Consider the following 18350-nt stretch of genomic DNA (forward strand, 5'->3'; position numbering starts at 1 on the left):
CGCGACGCACGCCCGCCGACCACACGAGGGTGCCGTAGATGCGCGTCGGTGACGCAGTCGTCAAAACGCTCGCTGCAGGTGGTATCGACGCTGTGTTCGGAATCCCCGGAAAGCAAACCCTACCGCTGAATCAGGCGATGGCCGAAAACGGCATCCGCTACGTGGTCGCGCGCCACGAAACCGCGGTCAGCCATCAGGCGTGGGGCTACGCCGAGACGACTGGCCGCCCCGCCGCGACCGTCGTGATTCCCGGCCCGGGCGACATGAACGCGATGAACGGACTCAAGAACGCGCTCAACGACTGCACGCCGCTCGTGCACATCGCCGTCGAGACTGAACCCGAGGTGCGCGGTGGCGACGGCATTCACGAAACGCCACCGGACACCTACGACAACGTGGTCAAGGCGAACCTGCTAGTCGAGACGCCACAGAGCGCGGTCGCGGTGGTCGAACGCGCCCTCGAAGAAGCGACCTCGCATCCGAAAGGTCCCGTCCGCGTCGGCATCCCGAAAAACTTCCTGCCGATGGATGTGACCCAAGCGACGGCAGATGAAGTGACGGAAACCACCACCGACCGCGAGAATCCGTCACTCGACGACGCGGTTTCTCTCCTCGCAGAGGCTGAGCGCCCAGCCATTCTCGCCGGAGGTGGCATCAGAGCGAGTGGGGCGTCTACGTCACTCAAAGAGCTTGCCGCGCACATCGACGCACCTGTCGTCACGACGTACAAGGGGAAAGGAACCTTCCCCGAAGACCACAACCTCTCTGCGGGTGTGCTCTGTGGCGGGACGAGTCCAGAAGTCGCAGCCGTGCTCGAATCAGCCGACACGCTGCTCGCCGTCGGAACGGACTTCGACGCCGTAGCGACCGGGAAGTGGAAACACGACTTCCCCGAGAAGCTGATTCACGTCACCTACCACGCAGACGACATCGGGACGGGCTACGACCCGGCGGTCGGTATCGTCGGAGACGCAGACCGGACCCTTCGGGCGCTCGTGGACGCGCTCCCAGCGAAGCACAGCGATGGCGCAGAACGCGCCAGCACCGCACGCGCGGCAGACCAAGAGCGATTCGACGCGCTGGTGAACGACTCGGATGTACTCACCTCCGTCGAAGCCCTCCAGACCATCCGCGACGGCGTCCCTCGCGACGCAATCGTCACCGCGGACGCCGGTGGCTTCCGTATCTGGACGCTCGTCGCGTTTCCGGCGTACGATGCCCGGAGCTACGTCAACCCCGGGTCGTGGGCGACGATGGGAACTGGCCTCCCGTCCGCCATCGGCGCAAAGGTGGCCAACCCAGAACGCGATGTGGTTTCGCTCAACGGCGACGGCGGGCTGATGATGTGCATTCACGAACTGCACACCCTTGCCGCAGAAGCCATCGACGTGACGGTGGTCGTGTTCACGAACCACGATTATGCGATTATCAGCGAGGAGGCTGCCCGAAGCTACGGCCTTTCTGACGGGGCGTACGGCTGGGGCGACGCCCCGATTGATTTCGTCGCACTTGCGGAGTCGATGGGTCTGACCGGACGGCGTGCAGAAACGTCGACGGAGATCCAGGCGGAACTCGACCGCGCACGCACGAGCGAGGGCGCAACGCTCATCGAGATTCCGACCGACCCCTACGAGCCACAAGCGAGTGAGTGGATGACGAAATCTGACTAGAAACTGGACGTTCCAAACCTTCCCGAATAATGAAGGGGAACACTTATGTGGCACGATGAGACGTTTAGACTATGGCTGACATTAGCAGGCGCAATGCGCTGAAGAGTCTGGCAGGCGTAAGTGCACTTGGACTGGCTGGTTGTTTGGGTAGTATTGGTGGCAGTAGCTCGGGCGAGGGCGATGGAAACGGCGGCGGGGGTTCGACCTCGCTCGCCGTTGGCGTTCCGGGCAGCAGTACGACGACGGGACAGGCAAGTCAAGCGTTCCAGCGCGTCGTGAGCGAAGAATCCGAGACGATTAGCTGGAACACCCAAGAGACGGGTGGCGACCCAGCGAGCATTCGACAGTACGACCAGGGCAACTTAGACGCGTTCACCGCGGGCAACTTCGTACTGGCTCAGGCAATGGCAGACCAGCCACCGTTCGAAGAGCAACCGGTCGAAAGTCTCCCATATCAGGGGTTCATGATTGCGACGCTCCACCTCCACTGGATGGCAGTGGAAGGCTCGGGCATTGAGACGACCGACGACCTCATCGGGAAAAACGTCTGGCCGCTCCCCCCAAGTTGGGGTCTGCGTCAGATGACCGAAGCCGTGCTCAAGAACGCCGGTGTCTGGGAAGACATCGAGCCGAACGTCGTGGACGCGGACACGGGCGACATCGCGGGGGCAATCGAAGAAGGTCGTGTCGACGCCATCGTCGCCTACGGCGCGAACTACGTGAACCTCCCCGGCTGGGCAACCGAAGTCGACGCCCGGGCGAAACTCCATTCCATCGAAGTCACCGACCAGTTCAAAGAAGGCATCAACAAGACGGCAGGGACGAGCTTCCAAGAAGTCGATACCTACGGCTGGGAGCAGGACGTCGGCTCTGACACGATGGGGACGTGGCCGTCTGCGTTCCAATTCCACTTTGCAAAGGACATGTCCGTGGACGTTGGCTACGAACTCGCCAAACTGAGCCACGACCACTACGAACAAGTCCGTGAGGGCCAGCCGTCATACCTCGACCACTCGAAGTTCGAGAACATGACCGACGGCTATCTGCCAGACGCACCGGTGCATCCGGGCGTGGCGGACTTCCTCAAAGAGAACGACGCGTGGAACGACGACTGGACGCGTGGCGAACCGCAAGCCTGAGGCGTTCTCATGTCGGAACACTCACCGCTTCGCTCTCCACTAACCCGCTCCCGAGAGCACATCGCGAACAACGCACTCACCGTGCTGTCGGTGGCGCTCTGGGTTGCAGTCATCAGCTATGCGTATACGCAAGCGATCCCACGGGCCCAGTACGGTGTGCTGTTCCTCGGCGGCGGTATCCTCGTCTATCTCGTCTCTGAACTGCTGGCACTCGAAGACGGCGCGTACCTCGACTTGCTCCTTCTCGGTGCTTCGGGGATCGTCTCAGTCGTAACGACTGTGTATGTGTACGTAAACTACGACGTCCTCTCGACGATTCGAACGGGCTACGCGCTCCCCCACGAGTACTCACTGGCGGCGGTGTTCACCGTCGTCATCCTCTATCTGACCTACCGCGCGTTCGGCAGAGCGTTCCTTGCCGTCATCGTCCTCGCGCTGATTTACGCCGCCTTCGGGTATCTGTTCCCCGGACTGCTCAAACACGGCGGGTTCAGCTTAGACCGCATCGTCAACCTGCTCGTGCTTGAGTACGACGGCTTTTTCGGCTCGATTACGCAAATCGTCGCCGCGTGGGTCGCGCTGTTCTTGCTGTACGCAGGACTGCTTCGCGCCTTCGGTGCGTTCGACATCATCATGCGCATCGCGTTTCGCGCGGCAACATTCGTCAAATCCGGCGTCGCGCAGTCTGCGGTCATTTCGAGCCTCATCATCGGCTCGATTAACGGCGCACAGACGGCGAACGCCGCGATGACCGGTTCGTTTACCATCCCGCTGATGAAGCGCAGCGGCATGAAATCGGAGACTGCAGGCGGCATCGAAGCCGTTGCCTCCTCTGGCGGACAAATCATGCCACCAGTCATGGGCGCGGCCGCATTCGTGATGGCGTCGCTGCTCGGGATTACCTACATCCAAGTCGTCATCGCGGGCATCATTCCCGCGCTCATCTTCTTCGTCTCGGTCTCCATCGGTGTCCACTACATGAGCGTCCGCCAGCTCACCGCTGCCGACCTCGACATCGAGTCACAGATAGACGAACTGAACGACGGCTTCCACCCGCTCGTGGAAGCCGCACGCTTCGGAATTCCGTTCGCGGTGCTCATGTACGCCCTCGGCGTTGCACAGTTCACCGTGATGACCTCTGCGCTCATCACCTGCGTGACAATGGTGCTCACCGGCGGTGGGATTCCCATCGCGCTGAGCATTTTCCGCAAGCAAGAGTCCGTCGGCGAGACGGTCAAAGAGAATGCGGCCGCGACGATTCGCGGACTTCGCTACGGAGCCATCTCGATTGCACCAATCGCCATCATCATCGCTGCCGTAAACGGTATCGTTGACCTGCTGATGGCAACGGGCATGCCGAGTAAGTTCTCGCTCGCACTCATCGGGATTTCGGGTGGTGTCATGGCAATCGGCGTCGTCATGGCGATGATTATCTGCATCATCCTCGGGCTTGGAATGCCAACGGTCGCCGCGTACACGATCGTCGCGTTGCTCATCGCGCCGACGCTCGTGAGCGACTTCGGCGTGCCGAACCTCGCGGCGCACTACTTCGTGTTCTATTCGGCGATTCTATCTGGCATCACGCCACCGATTGCGATTGCGGTGGTGGTGGTGACTGGCATCGCCGAGTCGAACTTCTGGAAGACGAGTTTGGAGGCGCTGAAGCTCTCAACACCGCTGTTCGTGTTGCCCTTCGCGTTCATCTACAACCCCGAACTCGTCCTCGGTGGGTTCACGCCTGAAACCATCGTCTCCGGAACGCTCGCCATCCTTGGAGCCATCGCGATTACCCACGGCCTCAACTACTACGAACGACCGCTGTCGAGTCGCGCGATTGGCCTCGTCACGCGTGCTGTGTTCCTCGTGCTTGGTGTCGGGGCGATGGTGTATCCAAACGTCATGGTTCGCGTCGGCCTCGTCGCCGCGGCGATTGTCCTCTACCTCGTGCAACTGCGCGTGCCCTCGACGACGATTGGGCAGGCAAACGCAGTGGCCGAGAAACAGCACTAACCCCTCCTTTTCCCTGTCGAATGGAAACAGTTTACACACTCCCCGATGACCTTCAGGTATGCGAGAGGTGTATCTCGTTGGTGCGGGCCAGTCAGACTTCGGCTCGTTTCCAACTGAGTCCTATCGCTCACTGTTCAAGACGGCGTTCGAGCACGCGCTCGACTCGACCGACGGTGAGCTAGACAGACGACGTATCGACGAGGCGTACATCGGGACGCTCGGCGTTGGCGGTCGCCAACTCGGGTTGGTCGGTCCGAGCGTCACCGAACACGTGGGCCTCGATGGAACCTCGTGTACGCGCATCGAGAACGCGTGTGCGGCGAGCGGCGTGGCGCTTCGACAGGCCATTCTCGCCATCCGCGCAGGAGCCGCGGACACGGCGCTCGCGGGTGGCGTCGAAGTGATGAACGACATGAGCAGCGACCGCACGCGCTTCTGGCTCGGCGTCTCCGGCGAGACCGAGTGGGAGCGCATGGCCGGGACGACGTTCGCGGGCGTCTACGCCCAGATGGCAGACGCGCACATGGGCGAACACGGAACGACGCGCGAACAACTCTCTCACGTCGCCTACAAGAATCACGCGAATGGCGCGAAAAATCCACACGCGCACCTCGGTTTCGAGTGCTCGCTCGAAGACGCTATCGAGGGGACGACGGTCGCAGACCCGCTGAATCTCTACGACTGCTGTCCCACCTCGGATGGCGCGAGCGCAGTTCTCCTCGCCAGCCGCGAGGTCGCAGAAGAACTCACCGACAACCCGATTCGCGTGACCGGCAGCGGGCAGGCGAGCGGGCGAGTTGGACTGTTCCAGCGACCGACGCTCACGGGCATTCCCGCGACCGAAAAGGCCGCGGAACAAGCCTACGAGGAAGCAGACTGTTCGCCAGAAGACATCGACTTCGCAGAAGTCCACGACTGCTTCTCGATTGCCGAACTGCTGGCCTACGAAGGCCTTGGCTTCTGTGAAGAGGGAGAAGCCGGACCGTACATCGAATCCGGTGCGACGATGCCGGACGGGGAGCGCCCAGTAAACCTCTCTGGTGGCCTCAAGAGCAAGGGCCACCCGATTGGCGCGACCGGCACGGGCCAAGTGGTCGAAATCTACAAACAGCTCCGCGGTGAGGCGGGTGACCGACAGGTGGACGGCCTCTCAAGGGGCCTCACCCACAACGTGGGTGGCTCCGGCGGTTCGGTCGCCGTCCACGTCTTCGAGGAGGGATGGGCATGAACGTCGAAAGCGTCGGCGCGTACATCCCGCGCTATCGAATTACGGCAGAGACCATCGGCGACGCCCTCGGCGGCTTCAGCGCCCGCGGCGTCGCAGAAAAGCGCGTGCTCTCGGGCGACGAGGACACGGTCACGATGGCTGTCGAAGCCGCCCGCAAGGCGCTCGCAGACTCGGCACACAGCCGCGACGACCTCACGGCATTGGCCTTCGCAACCACGACGCCGCCGGTTGACGAGGGCGACGTTGGTGTACAGGTCGCAGAGATTCTCGGTCTCTCTCGAGATGTCGAAATTTCGGTGCACACGCAATCGACACGCGCCGGAACGCGCGCCCTCCTTACCGGGCTCAGAGCGGACGGTCCAGCGCTCGCCGTTGCGGCGGACTCCCCGCAGGCCGCCCCGAAAAATGGCCTCGATCACGCCGCGGGGGCAGGCGCTGTCGCGTTCGTGGCCGCACCCGGCGACGTGTCGGTCACCGACGTTGCGAGCTACGCCCGTGAGTATCCCGGCACGCGCTTTCGCCAACGCGGAGCGAGTTCGAGCGAAGCGTACAACGCGACTGGCTACGAGCGCGACGCCTACACTGACGCAGTTTCGGGCGCGGCGAGCAATCTCGAATCCGTCGCCGACGCGGTGGCGCTCACCGCTCCTGACGGAAGCCTACCGTCTCGCGGCGCACGCACGTTATCGGGAGACGTTACACCGTACCACGCTGCCCGGACGCTCGGTGACCTCGGCGCGGCGAGCGCACTCTTCTCGTTGCTCGCGGCGTGGAACGACGGCGAAGATGAGGTAACCGTCCTCAGCTACGGTGACGGCGCGGGCGCAGACGCACTCACGTTTACTGGTCGCCTCGACGGTGATTGGGCGCGAGAGGCGGTCGATATCTCGTATGCACAGTATTTGCGAAAACGCGGTTACCTCGACGTGGAGGGTGAGAACTGATGGGAGCCTACGTAAGCATTCCAACCTGGTGGCAGCAACTTGATAGCCGATACCGACTCGTCGTGGGTCAGTGTCCCGACTGTGAAGCGTTCAATTTCCCGCCCGAAGGTGCGTGTGCGACGTGCGCCTCGGTCGCGGCGTTCGAGCGCATCGAACCGGAAGGTACGGGCACGATTGTCGCCCACACCGTCATCGAAGGCGGCGCACCTCCCGAATTCGAAGCACTGCTCGAAGCCGAAGACGCAATCGGTGCGGTGCTCGTCGAACTTGACGAGGGCGTCAGAGTGCCGGGCATGTTGACCGACTGCGACCCCCACGAATTCGCCCGCGGCGACCGCGTAGAAGCGGTGGTCAGAAAGATGTTCGAACAAGAAGGCATCGTCCGTTACGGCGCGAAATTCCGCCCTGTTTAGAGGTAGACCCCGTCCGGGTCTAACTCCTCTCTGATGAGTCTGAGTTCTTCGTCTGTCGGTGGCTCTGTTTCGCTCACGTCGTCTCCAAACTGCAGTTCCCAGCCCGTGGCTTCTTGGACATCCTCGCGGGTGACGCCGGGGTGGAGGGATTCGACCACCATCTCGCCGTCTTCGAAGCCCATAACGGCTTTGTCGGTGATGACGGCTTCCGGGCCGCCGCGCAGGCCGTGTGCTTCGCGGCCGCCTTCGATGTAGCCCGGACTCGTGATGAAGTCGACTTCTTCAGGGAAGCGCTGGCGCTGGTGGGGCGTGATGATGAGCGTGCGTTCGACGTTGCTCGCAATCTCGCAGGCCCCGCCGCTTCCGGGGAGGCGCACCTTCGGGTTGTCGTAGTCGCCGATGACCGTCGAGTTGATGTTGCCCCGGCGGTCGATTTGCGCCCCGCCGAGAAAGCCCACGTCGATGCGTCCGGCTTGGAGGTAGTAGCTAAACCCACCCATGAGCGACTCGATGCTCGCTGCGCCCGCCGCGAGAACGGGGTCGCCAATCGAAAGCGGGAGCGAATCAGGATTCGAGTCGATGGTTCCTGATTCGTACACCATCTGCAGGTCAGGGGCGTGGGTTCGCTTTGCGAGGTTACACGCAAGATTCGGCACGCCGATGCCGACGAGCACCGAGTCGCCGTCTTCTAGCTGTCGCGCCGCCGCCGTCATCATCAGTTCCGTGTCTGTGTAGTCCATTAGTTTCCACCCATGTTGATTGGCACGCCGTAGTTGTTGCCCGCTCCGAGCGAGAGCACGCGGTCTGTCGAGAGTTTGCGCACGTACTCGGCTCTGTCTTCGACGCCGTACACCCACTCATCGAGCCACTCGGTGAGCGACTCGTGGGTTTTCGAGATGTCGTCCCACTCGATGTAGGCCTCGTTGTCGCGGTCGTAGTAGCCTTGTGCGTACGAGGGATGGGAGGCGAACGGTTCTTCGACGACGAAATCAACGTCGTCGGCCGTGATGAGCGTCCGATTCGGGTCTGAGCGAATCACCGATTCGTCTACGATTTCTTCGACGCTCAGAATGACCGTCTTCGCGGCGAGGGCGGCCTCTTTTTGCTCGCCGGGAATGCCCCAGAGATGGGCGTTCCCCGATTCGTCTGCACGCTGTGCGCGGACGACGGTCACATCAGGATTGAGTGGCGGCACGGCGTACACCGTCTCGTCGCTGAACGGAGATTCGACCGGTCTGATGTTGTCGTTGACCTTCGGCAGGTCGGAGCCAGCGAACGTCTTGAGCGGGATGAACGGAAGCCCCGTCGCACCCGCGTAGAGGCGGGCAGTCGTACCGTAGTGGCTGTACTCTTCGAGGTCGATTTCGTTCGGAACGCCGTCTTCGACCGCGCGGCGGAACGCGCGTAGGCTCCCAACGCCCGGATTCCCGGCCCACGAGAACGTTGCCTTGCGGACACAGCCCGCGGCGATGAGTTGGTCGTAGACGAGGTCCGGAGTCGCGCGGATGACTTCTAAGTCGCGGTACTCCTGTCTGATAATTTCGTGACCGGCGGCAAAGGGAATGAGATGCGTGAATCCGGCCAGATAGATGCTGTCGCCATCGGATAGCGCCGCAGAGATCGCGCTAGCCATGTCTGTGAGTGTCGCCATTGCGTTCGTACTCACACTCCGGGGAGGGACCAGTATAACTTTTCGCATGGTACATGCCGACAAGACTGTATGAGTGGAGCGTGAGAGCTAGATATGCCACTCAGTGACGTCCGCGTCATAGACTGCGGACAAGTGATCGCGGGGCCGCTCTGTGCCACCTTTCTCGGAGATATGGGGGCGGACGTGGTCAAGGTCGAACCGCCCACAGGGGAGACCTATCGCACCGAACGCCGCCAACTCAATGGCGAGCCGTTCAGCCCACCGTTCGAACTCTACAACCGGAACAAACGCGCACTTGCCCTCAACCTCAAACATGATGACGGACTCGCTGCGCTCTACGACCTCGTCGAAGTGGCCGACATTTTCGTCCAGAACTGGCCGCCCGGCGTCGCAAAGCGGCTTGGCGTTGATTACGATACGCTGCGCGAGTTGAACCCGGATCTCGTCTATGTCCACATCACCGGCTACGGTGAGACAGGGCCCATGGCGAACAATCCGGGATTGGACACGCTCGTCCAACATCTCTCCGGATTCGCCCAACTCCACGGCTATCCCGACAGCGACCGGCCGCCAATCCGGTCACAGTCCTCGCTCGCAGATTACTTTGCGGCCTACAGCGGCGCGCTGAGTGCGATGGGGGCGCTCAGGGCCGCAGACCGCGGCGAAGGTGGGCAGCTAGTGGATGTATCGCTGCTCGAATCGCTCGCCCACAACATGGATGCCGCCTACGAATACTACAACAACCTTGGCGAGAAACCCCGCGCAGGCGGTCGGAATGCCTTCTTCGACCCCGACATGCTCTACGGTGCGGCCGCCGCCGCAGATGGTTACATCTGCGTGGGACTCTTGCTCTACTCAGACCGAATTTGGGAAGGGCTGTGTACGCTCCTAGACCGCCCCGACCTCTTCGCAGACGAACGGTACGCGACGGATGCCGGGCGAATGGCGGACGCAGAGAAATTAACCGGGCTGTTCGAGGAGTGGCTTTCGACCGTCCCCACAGAAAAAGCGGTTGAGACGCTGAACGCCCACAACATCCCCGCAGCGCGGTCACAAACCATCGCAGAGGCCGCGGCGATGGAGCAGTACGCCCACCGCGACACGTTCGTCACGATAGACCACGAGCGCTTTGGAGAACTGTCGTTGACGGCGTCACCTCTCTCACTGTCGCGCGATGAGATTTCGATTCGCCGTCCGGCTCCCAGACTCGGCGAACACAGCCGCGAGCTACTCGCTGAACTCTACGACGAAGAGACGGTCGAGAAACTATTTACGGACGGCGTCATCCACGAATCGGGTTAATCCGTCTGCTCAACCGTCGCGCTTCCCGTGATGACGGTTCGCCCATCGTCGGTTTCCGCAGTGAGCGAGAGTTCGTAGCCCGAGGGAGGGTCTTCGGAGACTGCCACGACTTCGCCGGTTGCGATGACCGAGTCGCCCGGCCACACTTGGCCAGTAAAGCGCGTTTCAAAGCGCGTGATACAACCAATATCGAACCATTCGGTGAGCACATTCGAGAGAATCCCGGCGGTCAGCATGCCCTGACCGAACACGCTCTTGTTTCCGGCGCTGGTTGCATGCGGTTCGTCGTAGTGAATCGGGTTGAAGTCGCCGCTCGCGCCCGCATACCGGACGAAATCCGGACGAGAGAGATCATCGACGCGAATTGTTGGCCCCTCGTCACCGACAGCCAACTCACGCATCGTCGGCCTCCGAGATGGCCTGTCCCGTTTCGATGCGGGTAGTTTCGCTTGTGAGAACGAGATCTCCGTCGCGGTCTACGAACCGAGTTTCGTAGCACGCAAAGGTCATCGTCCCCGCACGGTTGCTCTCGCGTTGGTACACGTCGGTGAGCGTCGTCTCTCCGTTTAACACGTCTCCGGCGACGAGGGGTCGTTCGTACTCGAACGCCTGTTCGCCGTGGACGATGCGCGACGGCTCGAAACCGAGGTCGAAGCCGAGATTTTCGTCGATTCCCTCCGGACGGTTGTGTGGGAAGTAGGAGGTCTTTGCGAACGTGAGCGGTGCGACCACGTCAGCATACCCCTGCTCGCGGGCCGCCTGGACGTCCGTGTGAATCGGATTCGTTGCGTGAATCGCCGCTGCGAATTCGACGATTTTTCCGCGTTCGACGCGAAACTCCTGTACCGTCTCGCGGGTTTCCCCGACGAGTGATTTGAGCGTTTCGAGCGCTTTAGTAGGCATCCGAACACCTCTCTGAAGCTGCGTCCGGACGCGGCGAAGAACGTATGCAATACGCACGGCTGGGTCGTGAATAGGTCCACGACGACACTGGATGCATATGGCAACAACGAACAACAGCGAGATAAAACCTGACCAAGCGAGAGTTCTCCGACCAGCACCGTCGCCGTGAAATGGGCACGGGCCACTGCGAGCGAGAAGAGGAAATTAATACGCACCGCAACAAAAAGGGAGTAGCAATGAACGACGACATCCCCGCCACGCGATATAAAGTCGGGCGGGTGTTGGCCGAGTACGACCTTCCGCAGTTAGCTGAAGAACTGCCAAGCCGCTGGCTTGGAGAAAACGGCGACCAGCAAAGCCTCCGGTCACTCGCTCATCAAATCAACCGACGCATTCTCGAAGCAGCGATGGTAGAGGCTGGGATGACGCCGCTCGAAGGCGAGGTGGCGAACTATTACCGACTCCTCACAGACACCGACGTGAGCAGCGGTGACCGGACGCAGGCACAGCGTTCGCTCGAACGCGATGGCGTCGACGTCGAGACCGTTTTGAACGACTTCGTCACCCACCAAGCGGTACATACGTTCCTCCAGAAGTACCACGACGTAGAGCGAGCGGTGACAAAAAAAGATCCTCGAGAGACAATCGAACGGTTGCGTGGCCGAATACAGGCGGTCACCCGAGACGCCGTCGAGAGTTCACGCACCGAGGATTCTATGAGTTTTGAGGACTTCCTCGTCGTCGCCAACATCGAAGTGATCTGCAAAGTGTGTGGTGAGCGCGTCGAAGCGAGCGAGGTTCTTTCAGGGGCGACCTGTAGCTGCGGTCAGACGCCGTTCTCTGCCGAGTGAGTACGGTTTCCTTTTCGCACGCAGTCAGCGGGTTAAAACATCGGAAATAGTGGTGTGCCACGTTTCAGCGGAGCGACTACCGCAGTATTGGCGTCAAAGTATGTCGGATCCACCGTCGATGTGCCAAAGACGACGGCAGAGAAACCGACGAGCAGCCGAAAGTTTCGCGGGCCTGCAGGCTAAAAACAGCGGAAATTGTGGTGTCAACTTTCAACAGACGTGTTCACACGCCCCAATATCAGATCGGGATACGCCACTTTCAGAGTACGGCCAGACTGTTGTGAGAGAATATCCAAACACCCCAAAATAATTAGTAGTTTTTGGAGCCCACAGTATTTTGAAAGTAAAAATCGAGTGGTTTGATAGCGGATTGTTCGCCGGAACCATTTCGCACTATCAAGAGAGAACGTTACGAATGGCGTATTAATTTTAATATTCAGCCGGATACCAACTTAACTCTCAAATTACGATGTTTTTGAAGTAATTCTAAGAATGAATACGACAATGGCGAAGAGGAATTTTCAACGCACTACAATCAACTGATTGTGATGACAACGAACTCATCATCATCTAGATATAGTAAAGATAGTTATAAAATCGGATGGTGAGCCAGCACGCTGCTTGTGCTCACGATACGCTAGAGTTCCCACTCACGCACAAATTCGCGACAGCCACAAACAGCAGGGACGTTACGGTGATTGTGGAGACACGACAGTCCACTCGCCGGGGTTAATGGTGTGTCCCTCGAACGAGGAGTGTTCGGGGTAGGTCGTGACCACCAGATATGTTGCCCGTGATTCGAGATACTCGACGAGCGTTTGGAGGTTTTCGTCCGCAAGCCCGCCGAGATTGTCCACGAGCATGATGGGAACCGTGTCCGCGACATCGAACGCTTCGTAGCCCGCAAGCGCGGCCACCAATCCGAGTAGTTCGACCTCGCCCTCGCTCAGGGCATCGAGACTCGCCTCGCGCCCGTCGCGGGCGACGACCAAATCGAAGGTGCTGGTCAGCCGTGCGGTTTCGAACCCGACCGCAAAACGCGGGATGAGTTCCTGCATCGCCGCCTCGAACGCCTCTCGGGTGCGCTGTTTCAACGCTTCTTTTCGCGTGCGAAGGGAGACGATCTCCTCGTCGATTCGGTCGCACTCTGCTTGCAAGGTGTCCTTTTGCTGTGCCTGCGTTTCGAGCGTCTCTCGCTGTTCACGTGCATCTTCGAGGCGCGCTTCTGCGTACTTGATTTCACCGTCCACGTCAGCCAGTTTGTCGTCGTCTTCTTTGACGGCCTCAGAGAGCGACTCGATGTTCGATTCGAGTTCTGTAAGGCGAGATTCGGCCGTTTTGAGGCTTGCCGTCCGCTCTTCAAGTCTGCGCTCTAAGTCTGCACGCTGGTCTTCTAAGTCTGCGACGCGCTGTTGTGCCTCGCGGAGCTCTTCTTTCCGAGATTGGAGTTCGTTGAACTGCGCTTCGTGTTCGTTTGCTGCCTCCCAGAGGCTCGCCACGCGCGATTGGAGCTTGTCTACGTGCTCGTCGAACGCAGCACGGGTCGCGTCGGTGCCACACGTCCAACAGGTGGCGCTGTCTGCTGCCAACTCGTGGGTGACCTCGGTAATGAGGTCAAGGCGGTTTTCGTCGAGAATTCGCTTCGTTGGCGCGTACACCGACTGCAACAACTCTGCGTCACGACGCCGTTGTTCGTACTGTTCGCGGTGGGTTTCGAGTTCCGCTTCGAGGTCGTCTGGCGTCTCTGGAATCGTGAGTTCGTCTCGTTGCTCGCGTATCTCAGCGAGCTTTTCTTCGGTTCGTTCGACCGTCCGTTCGAGGCGGTCGATCTGGTTTTCGACGCGGTCGCGCTCTGCTTTTGCGTTCGCAAGCTCGTCGCGTTTGCCATCGTCTCCTTCGGTCTGTCCATCTCCGAGGTCACTTCGCTTGCGCCGCAGTGAATCAAGTTCGTCTTCGATACTCGCAATCTGCTGTTCGACCTGGGGCAGTTTGTTCGAGGCGGATTCTGCGCGCTCCAGTTCGGCTTCGACCTGATTGCGTTCTGCTTTGAGCGTCGCAATCTGCTCGTCTATGTTCTCGAAATCGAGCGGGCGCATCAGGACGGCTTCCATGTTTTCGCCGTTTCTGACCGCCTGTCTGACCGCGTTATCCTCGTCGAGAAACGCATAGAGGCGGGCGGCAGTTTGCTGTTGTTCGGTGGTGAGATACGGGGTTCCCTGACTCACGACAGTCCCGTTCTCTCGGGTGAGGTCAACGCGGGCGGTTTTCTCCTTGGTTTCGAGCGTCACGTCGCCTGAAGTCTCGCCTTCGGTCAACACCGTCTCCGTCCCCATCGCAGTCTCGATTGCGGTGAGGAGACTCGACTTTCCTTGCCAGTTCGAGCCGCGAACCGCGTTGATTCCGGGTTCGATGGTTGCCTTTCCTGTGCGAATACCTGCGATGTTCGTAATCGTAAGTTTCCAAGTCATGATTATTCTGAGGCGACAGAGGCTTGCAGGTGGTCTTTGCAGATGAATCCGCGGTCTAAGGCATCCTCAAAGGGGATGCGCGTCATGCAGTGTGGACAGCTCAGCAACACCTGCATTTCGACTTCGGCGGTAGACGCCCCGGGCAAGCGCTGTTTCGTATCGAGCGAACTGAGCGCTTCGCTGACCTTCGAAGCGCTTACGTGCTTTGCCACGTTGACGCTTTTTTGCTCCCACTCAGTTTTGGCCGTTTCAATCGGCTTCGTCCCAGAGAGACACTCTTTCAGGTGTTGGCGCATCGTACTCCACGAGATGAGGTCGGCTTCGAGCAGGTCTGCATTGATGCCATCTGCGCGCATGTCATCAAGCACCTCCTCGCGGACAATGTCGTCTCCCCCCGTGAGCGCCGCATAATCGCTCTCGACTCGTGAGCCGGTCACCTCTCTGCCATGTTCGTCGTAGACGCGCGTGAGCAGTCGTAAGTTGAACCACTTTGCAAGGCTGCGATAGCCTGCAGGCTCATTGCCGTCCGCACCAGTCCACCTCGTCAGCAAATGCTCGTCAAGCGACCCGTACCGAAGGAGAGCCGCATCTAAATCATATCTCTCGGCAACAATGTCGAGCTTGCACCGAGTTTGGGTAGCCATTACCCCATGTTTGTTTACAATCTGTATAAATCTGACTCAAAGGGGAGAAACGAACAACTCGCTTGCTACATCCGACGAGCGGACTGGTTGACCAAAAAACGGGATAGCACGACCGGCTCAAAGAGCATCCAGCAGACATAATTCTTTTTAGCGACTCGGCCGAATCACTCTGTGATATGGTACCAATAGACAACTCCAGTGGAACGTCTCGTCCGCCGCAGAGATACGCACAAGGTGAGCGATTCATATGAGTGACGAGCCAACAGTCGTCGTCAGAACCCTAGCTGACTTGCCATCGTTCGGGAGCGGCGACCTCTCGAGTCAGATACTCGCAGATGAGACCCTCGGCGTCGAAAACGTCGGCGTCGGCGTCGTGACAATCGCCCCGGGCGCACGCGGGTCGAGACACGTTCGGGAAGTCGAAGAAATCGTGTTTGTCCTTTCTGGAACCGGGCGCATCGTCACCGAGGACGACAGCCACGATCTTGCGGCCGGGCAGGCAGCAATCATCCCGCCGGGCGTGCATCACTACCACGAGAACACCGGCGACGAGGAGTGGAAGAAGTTGTGGATTTTCGCCCCACAGGGTCCGGAAAAGGCGATTCGAGCGCGAGGTGAGTGAGATGCCAGACCTCCTCATCGAAAATCTCGGTTCGGTCGTGAGTGGGAACCTCGATGACCCTCGACGCAGCGTCGAATCGGTGTACGTCGAAGATGGGTACATCCGCGAACTCGATGCAACGACGACCACCGCAGACACCGTTCTCGACGCGAACGGACTCACGCTCACGCCGGGACTCATCGACTCGCACGTCCACCCCGTTTTCGGGGATTTCACCCCGCGCCAGAACACGATTGGCTGGTGTGAAAGCTACCTTCACGGGGGAATTACGTCGATGATTTCGAACGGCGAACCCCACCTACCGGGCCGTCCCCGCGATGTCGAAAGCGCGAAAGCCCTCGCCACGCTCGCGCGAAAGTCGCTCGAAAACGACCGACCGGGCGGCGTGAAGGTGCGTGGTGGAACCCTCATCCTGAGCGATGGGATGACCGAAGCCGACATCGAAGACGTGGCACAAGAGGGGGTCGAACGCCTGAAATTCCTCATGCCCGTCGAAGACCGGACGCTTGGCAGAAACCTCGTGGAGTGGGGCCACGACCACGACATGATCGTGCTCATGCACTGTGGCGGCACCAGCCTCCCCGGCGTGAAATCGACGGATGCTGACCTGTTCATGGACATCCGACCCGACATCGCAGCGCACGTAAACGGCGGGCCAACCCCGATTCCGGACGTGGAAGTCGAGAAACTCGTGACCGAGACAGACCTCGTGTTGGACATCGTGCTCGCCGGAAATCAGCGTGTCGCCGTCGATGTGCTCGAACTGGCCGCAGAACGCGACGACCTCGCCCGTGTGCAGCTCGGGACTGACACACCGTCTGGGACCGGCGTAACGCCACTTGGCGTTCTCCTCCAGTCGGCCATCCTCGCCAGCATGACGAGCGTGTCTGCGGCAGAAATGCTCTGTCTCGCCACCGGAACGACGGCAGCCCATCACGGCCTCGAAACGGGTGAGATTGCAGTCGGGAAACCTGCAGATCTCGTCTTGATGGGCGCACCGAAAGGCGGGCCGAAAGACACCGCACTCGACACCCTCGCCCACGGGGAGTACCCCGCCGTGGACAAGGTGTTCGTAGACGGCGAGCTGCTCGTAACGCGGAGTCGGAACACAGCCCCCGCAAAGCAGGCTGCGGAGGTGCGCCCATGACCCCAGACCTCTCTATCAGAAAGCGTGTGGTGACGGTAGAAGAAACGCACAGAGATGGCGAACACGACCTCGATACGCCCGTGAAAAAAGTGGCCGCTATCGCCGTCTTCGAGAACCCGTACGCGGGACAGTGGAAAGACGACCTTGGGGCCTTGACTGACTGGGGTGAACAGTTGGGAGAGACGCTTACCCGTGCGGCTGTCGAGCAACTCGGCGGCCCCGACGAAGTCGAGAGCTACGGCAAGGGTGGCATCGTCGGCGGTGACGGCGAACTCGAACACGTCGCCGCGCTGCTCCACCCAAAACTCGGAACGCCACTTCGCGCTGAAGTGGGCGGTGGTGAGGCAATCATCCCAAGCGCGAAAAAACGCGGCGGCCACGGCACCACGCTCGACGTGCCAACCCACTACAAAGACGAAGCCTACGTGCGGACGCACTACGATGCGATGGAGGTGCGCGTCCACGATGCCCCGCGGCCAGACGAGCTTCTGCTCGCCATCGTCGTCACGAACGGCGGCCGACCTCACCCACGCATTGGGGGCCTCCAGAAAGAAGAAGTCGAGTCGCGTACCGACTGAGAAAATTCGAGCTTATTCGTACGCAGGAATCCCCGTCAGGTCGTGGCCGAGGATGAGGGTGTGGATGTCGTGGGTTCCCTCATACGTGTACACCGTCTCCATGTTCGCCATGTGGCGCATCGGTGAGTAGTCGGCGGTAATCCCATTCCCGCCGAGCATCTCACGAGCGATGCGCGACTGGTCGCGCGCCATCCGGACGTTGTTGCGCTTTGCCATCGACACGTGCTGGGGGCGCATGTCACCGCGCTCTTTGAGTTCGGCCAAACGGAACGCGAGCAACTGCGCGGTGGTAATTTGGGTGGCCATCTCCGCGAGTTTCTGCTGTTGGAGCTGGAAGCGTGCGATTGGCCCCCCGAACTGGTCACGGTCGAGCGCGTACTGGCGGGCGGTTTCAAAGCAGTCACGTGCCGCGCCGATTGCGCCCCAGGCGATGCCGTAGCGCGCTTGGGTGAGACACGAAAGCGGCCCCTTCATCCCGCGAACACCGGGGAGGACGTTGTCCTCGGGGATGCGCACGTCGCTCAGCCCGATTTCGCCCGTGATCGACGCACGAAGCGAGAGTTTTTCGTCGATTTTGTTCGTCGTCACGCCGTCGCGGTCGGTCTCGACGAGGAAACCACGAACCGGCTTCTCCGGGTCAGACCGGTCGCGTGCCCAGACGATTGCCACGTCTGCGATGGGCGAATTCGTAATCCACGTCTTTGCGCCGTTCAAGACGTATTCGTCGCCGTCTTTTTCGGCGTACGTCTCCATCGCCGTCGGATTCGACCCGTGGTTTGG

General features: G+C 60.4%; 18 protein-coding genes. 11 read left to right on the forward strand and 7 right to left on the reverse strand.

The features are described from left to right. The first annotated feature begins 38 nt into the window (after positions 1 to 38). From V5N13_RS16605 to V5N13_RS16630, 6 genes are all read left to right on the forward strand, one after another. Positions 39 to 1670: a thiamine pyrophosphate-binding protein gene (locus V5N13_RS16605; RefSeq protein WP_336361718.1), complete on the forward strand. Its 1632-nt coding sequence runs from the start codon at positions 39 to 41 to the stop codon at positions 1668 to 1670. 71 nt (positions 1671 to 1741) lie between these two features. Beyond that, positions 1742 to 2809, forward strand: a complete 1068-nt coding sequence (locus tag V5N13_RS16610) for a TAXI family TRAP transporter solute-binding subunit (protein ID WP_336361719.1) — start codon at positions 1742 to 1744, stop codon at positions 2807 to 2809. A gap of 9 nt (positions 2810 to 2818) precedes the next feature. Continuing rightward, the gene (locus tag V5N13_RS16615; protein ID WP_336361720.1) at positions 2819 to 4819 is read left to right on the forward strand and encodes a TRAP transporter permease; all 2001 of its coding nucleotides are present in this window, start codon (positions 2819 to 2821) and stop codon (positions 4817 to 4819) included. A gap of 58 nt (positions 4820 to 4877) precedes the next feature. Continuing rightward, the gene (locus V5N13_RS16620; RefSeq protein ID WP_336361721.1) at positions 4878 to 6047 is read left to right on the forward strand and encodes a thiolase domain-containing protein; all 1170 of its coding nucleotides are present in this window, start codon (positions 4878 to 4880) and stop codon (positions 6045 to 6047) included. Beyond that, on the forward strand, positions 6044 to 6991 hold the full coding sequence (locus tag V5N13_RS16625; protein ID WP_336361722.1) for a hypothetical protein: 948 nt from the start codon (positions 6044 to 6046) through the stop codon (positions 6989 to 6991). Before V5N13_RS16620 ends, V5N13_RS16625 begins: the two co-directional genes overlap by 4 nt. Beyond that, the gene (locus tag V5N13_RS16630) at positions 6991 to 7404 is read left to right on the forward strand and encodes a Zn-ribbon domain-containing OB-fold protein (RefSeq protein ID WP_336361723.1); all 414 of its coding nucleotides are present in this window, start codon (positions 6991 to 6993) and stop codon (positions 7402 to 7404) included. The genes V5N13_RS16625 and V5N13_RS16630 overlap by 1 nt, the downstream gene beginning before the upstream one ends. Here V5N13_RS16630 and V5N13_RS16635 read toward each other — a convergent pair. Further along, positions 7401 to 8144, reverse strand: a complete 744-nt coding sequence (locus tag V5N13_RS16635; RefSeq protein WP_336361724.1) for a CoA-transferase subunit beta — start codon at positions 8142 to 8144, stop codon at positions 7401 to 7403. The genes V5N13_RS16630 and V5N13_RS16635 overlap by 4 nt on opposite strands. Next, positions 8144 to 9037 carry a CoA transferase subunit A gene (locus tag V5N13_RS16640; protein ID WP_336361725.1) on the reverse strand — a complete coding sequence of 298 codons (894 nt, stop codon included), beginning with the start codon at positions 9035 to 9037 and terminating at the stop codon, positions 8144 to 8146. Before V5N13_RS16640 ends, V5N13_RS16635 begins: the two co-directional genes overlap by 1 nt. A gap of 111 nt (positions 9038 to 9148) precedes the next feature. On the opposite strand from V5N13_RS16640, the gene V5N13_RS16645 reads away from it, so the two are divergent. After that, positions 9149 to 10357, forward strand: a complete 1209-nt coding sequence (locus V5N13_RS16645; protein ID WP_336361726.1) for a CaiB/BaiF CoA transferase family protein — start codon at positions 9149 to 9151, stop codon at positions 10355 to 10357. On the opposite strand, the gene V5N13_RS16650 is transcribed toward V5N13_RS16645, so the two are convergent. Both V5N13_RS16650 and V5N13_RS16655 read right to left on the reverse strand, forming a co-directional pair. Beyond that, entirely contained in the window at positions 10354 to 10758 is a 405-nt protein-coding gene (locus tag V5N13_RS16650) for a MaoC/PaaZ C-terminal domain-containing protein (RefSeq protein WP_336361727.1), read from the reverse strand. The genes V5N13_RS16645 and V5N13_RS16650 overlap by 4 nt on opposite strands. Beyond that, complete coding sequence (locus tag V5N13_RS16655; RefSeq protein ID WP_336361728.1) at positions 10751 to 11260, reverse strand: FAS1-like dehydratase domain-containing protein; 510 nt, start codon at positions 11258 to 11260, stop codon at positions 10751 to 10753. Before V5N13_RS16655 ends, V5N13_RS16650 begins: the two co-directional genes overlap by 8 nt. 236 nt (positions 11261 to 11496) lie before the next feature. Here V5N13_RS16655 and rdfA (V5N13_RS16660) point away from each other — a divergent pair, with 236 nt between their 5' ends. Continuing rightward, complete coding sequence (rdfA, locus tag V5N13_RS16660) at positions 11497 to 12111, forward strand: rod-determining factor RdfA (RefSeq protein WP_336361729.1); 615 nt, start codon at positions 11497 to 11499, stop codon at positions 12109 to 12111. Positions 12112 to 12800: 689 nt separating this feature from the next. On the opposite strand, the gene V5N13_RS16665 is transcribed toward rdfA (V5N13_RS16660), so the two are convergent. Together V5N13_RS16665 and rdfA (V5N13_RS16670) are read right to left on the reverse strand one after the other, a co-directional pair. Next, positions 12801 to 14579, reverse strand: a complete 1779-nt coding sequence (locus tag V5N13_RS16665) for an archaea-specific SMC-related protein (RefSeq protein ID WP_336361730.1) — start codon at positions 14577 to 14579, stop codon at positions 12801 to 12803. A 2-nt stretch (positions 14580 to 14581) separates the two neighbouring features. After that, positions 14582 to 15223 carry a rod-determining factor RdfA gene (gene rdfA / locus V5N13_RS16670; protein WP_336361731.1) on the reverse strand — a complete coding sequence of 214 codons (642 nt, stop codon included), beginning with the start codon at positions 15221 to 15223 and terminating at the stop codon, positions 14582 to 14584. A 247-nt stretch (positions 15224 to 15470) separates the two neighbouring features. Between rdfA (V5N13_RS16670) and V5N13_RS16675 the strand changes: the two genes are divergently transcribed. Genes V5N13_RS16675 through V5N13_RS16685 form a run of 3 tightly spaced genes read left to right on the forward strand, consistent with a single transcriptional unit; the run spans position 15471 to position 17570 of the window. Further along, positions 15471 to 15845, forward strand: a complete 375-nt coding sequence (locus V5N13_RS16675) for a cupin domain-containing protein (protein ID WP_336361732.1) — start codon at positions 15471 to 15473, stop codon at positions 15843 to 15845. A 1-nt stretch (position 15846) separates the two neighbouring features. Further along, complete coding sequence (locus V5N13_RS16680) at positions 15847 to 16992, forward strand: amidohydrolase family protein (RefSeq protein WP_336361733.1); 1146 nt, start codon at positions 15847 to 15849, stop codon at positions 16990 to 16992. Next, positions 16989 to 17570, forward strand: coding sequence for an amino acid synthesis family protein (locus V5N13_RS16685; RefSeq protein WP_336361734.1), 582 nt, complete (start codon positions 16989 to 16991; stop codon positions 17568 to 17570). Before V5N13_RS16680 ends, V5N13_RS16685 begins: the two co-directional genes overlap by 4 nt. Positions 17571 to 17582: 12 nt before the next feature. Here the strand turns inward: V5N13_RS16685 and V5N13_RS16690 are convergent. Further along, positions 17583 to 18350, reverse strand: a 768-nt coding sequence (locus V5N13_RS16690; RefSeq protein WP_336361735.1) for an acyl-CoA dehydrogenase family protein, incomplete at its 5' end; no start/stop codon positions are given.

Origin of the sequence: Haladaptatus sp. ZSTT2, assembly GCF_037081775.1 — an archaeon.
Classification (GTDB): Archaea; Halobacteriota; Halobacteria; order Halobacteriales; family Halococcaceae; genus QDMS2.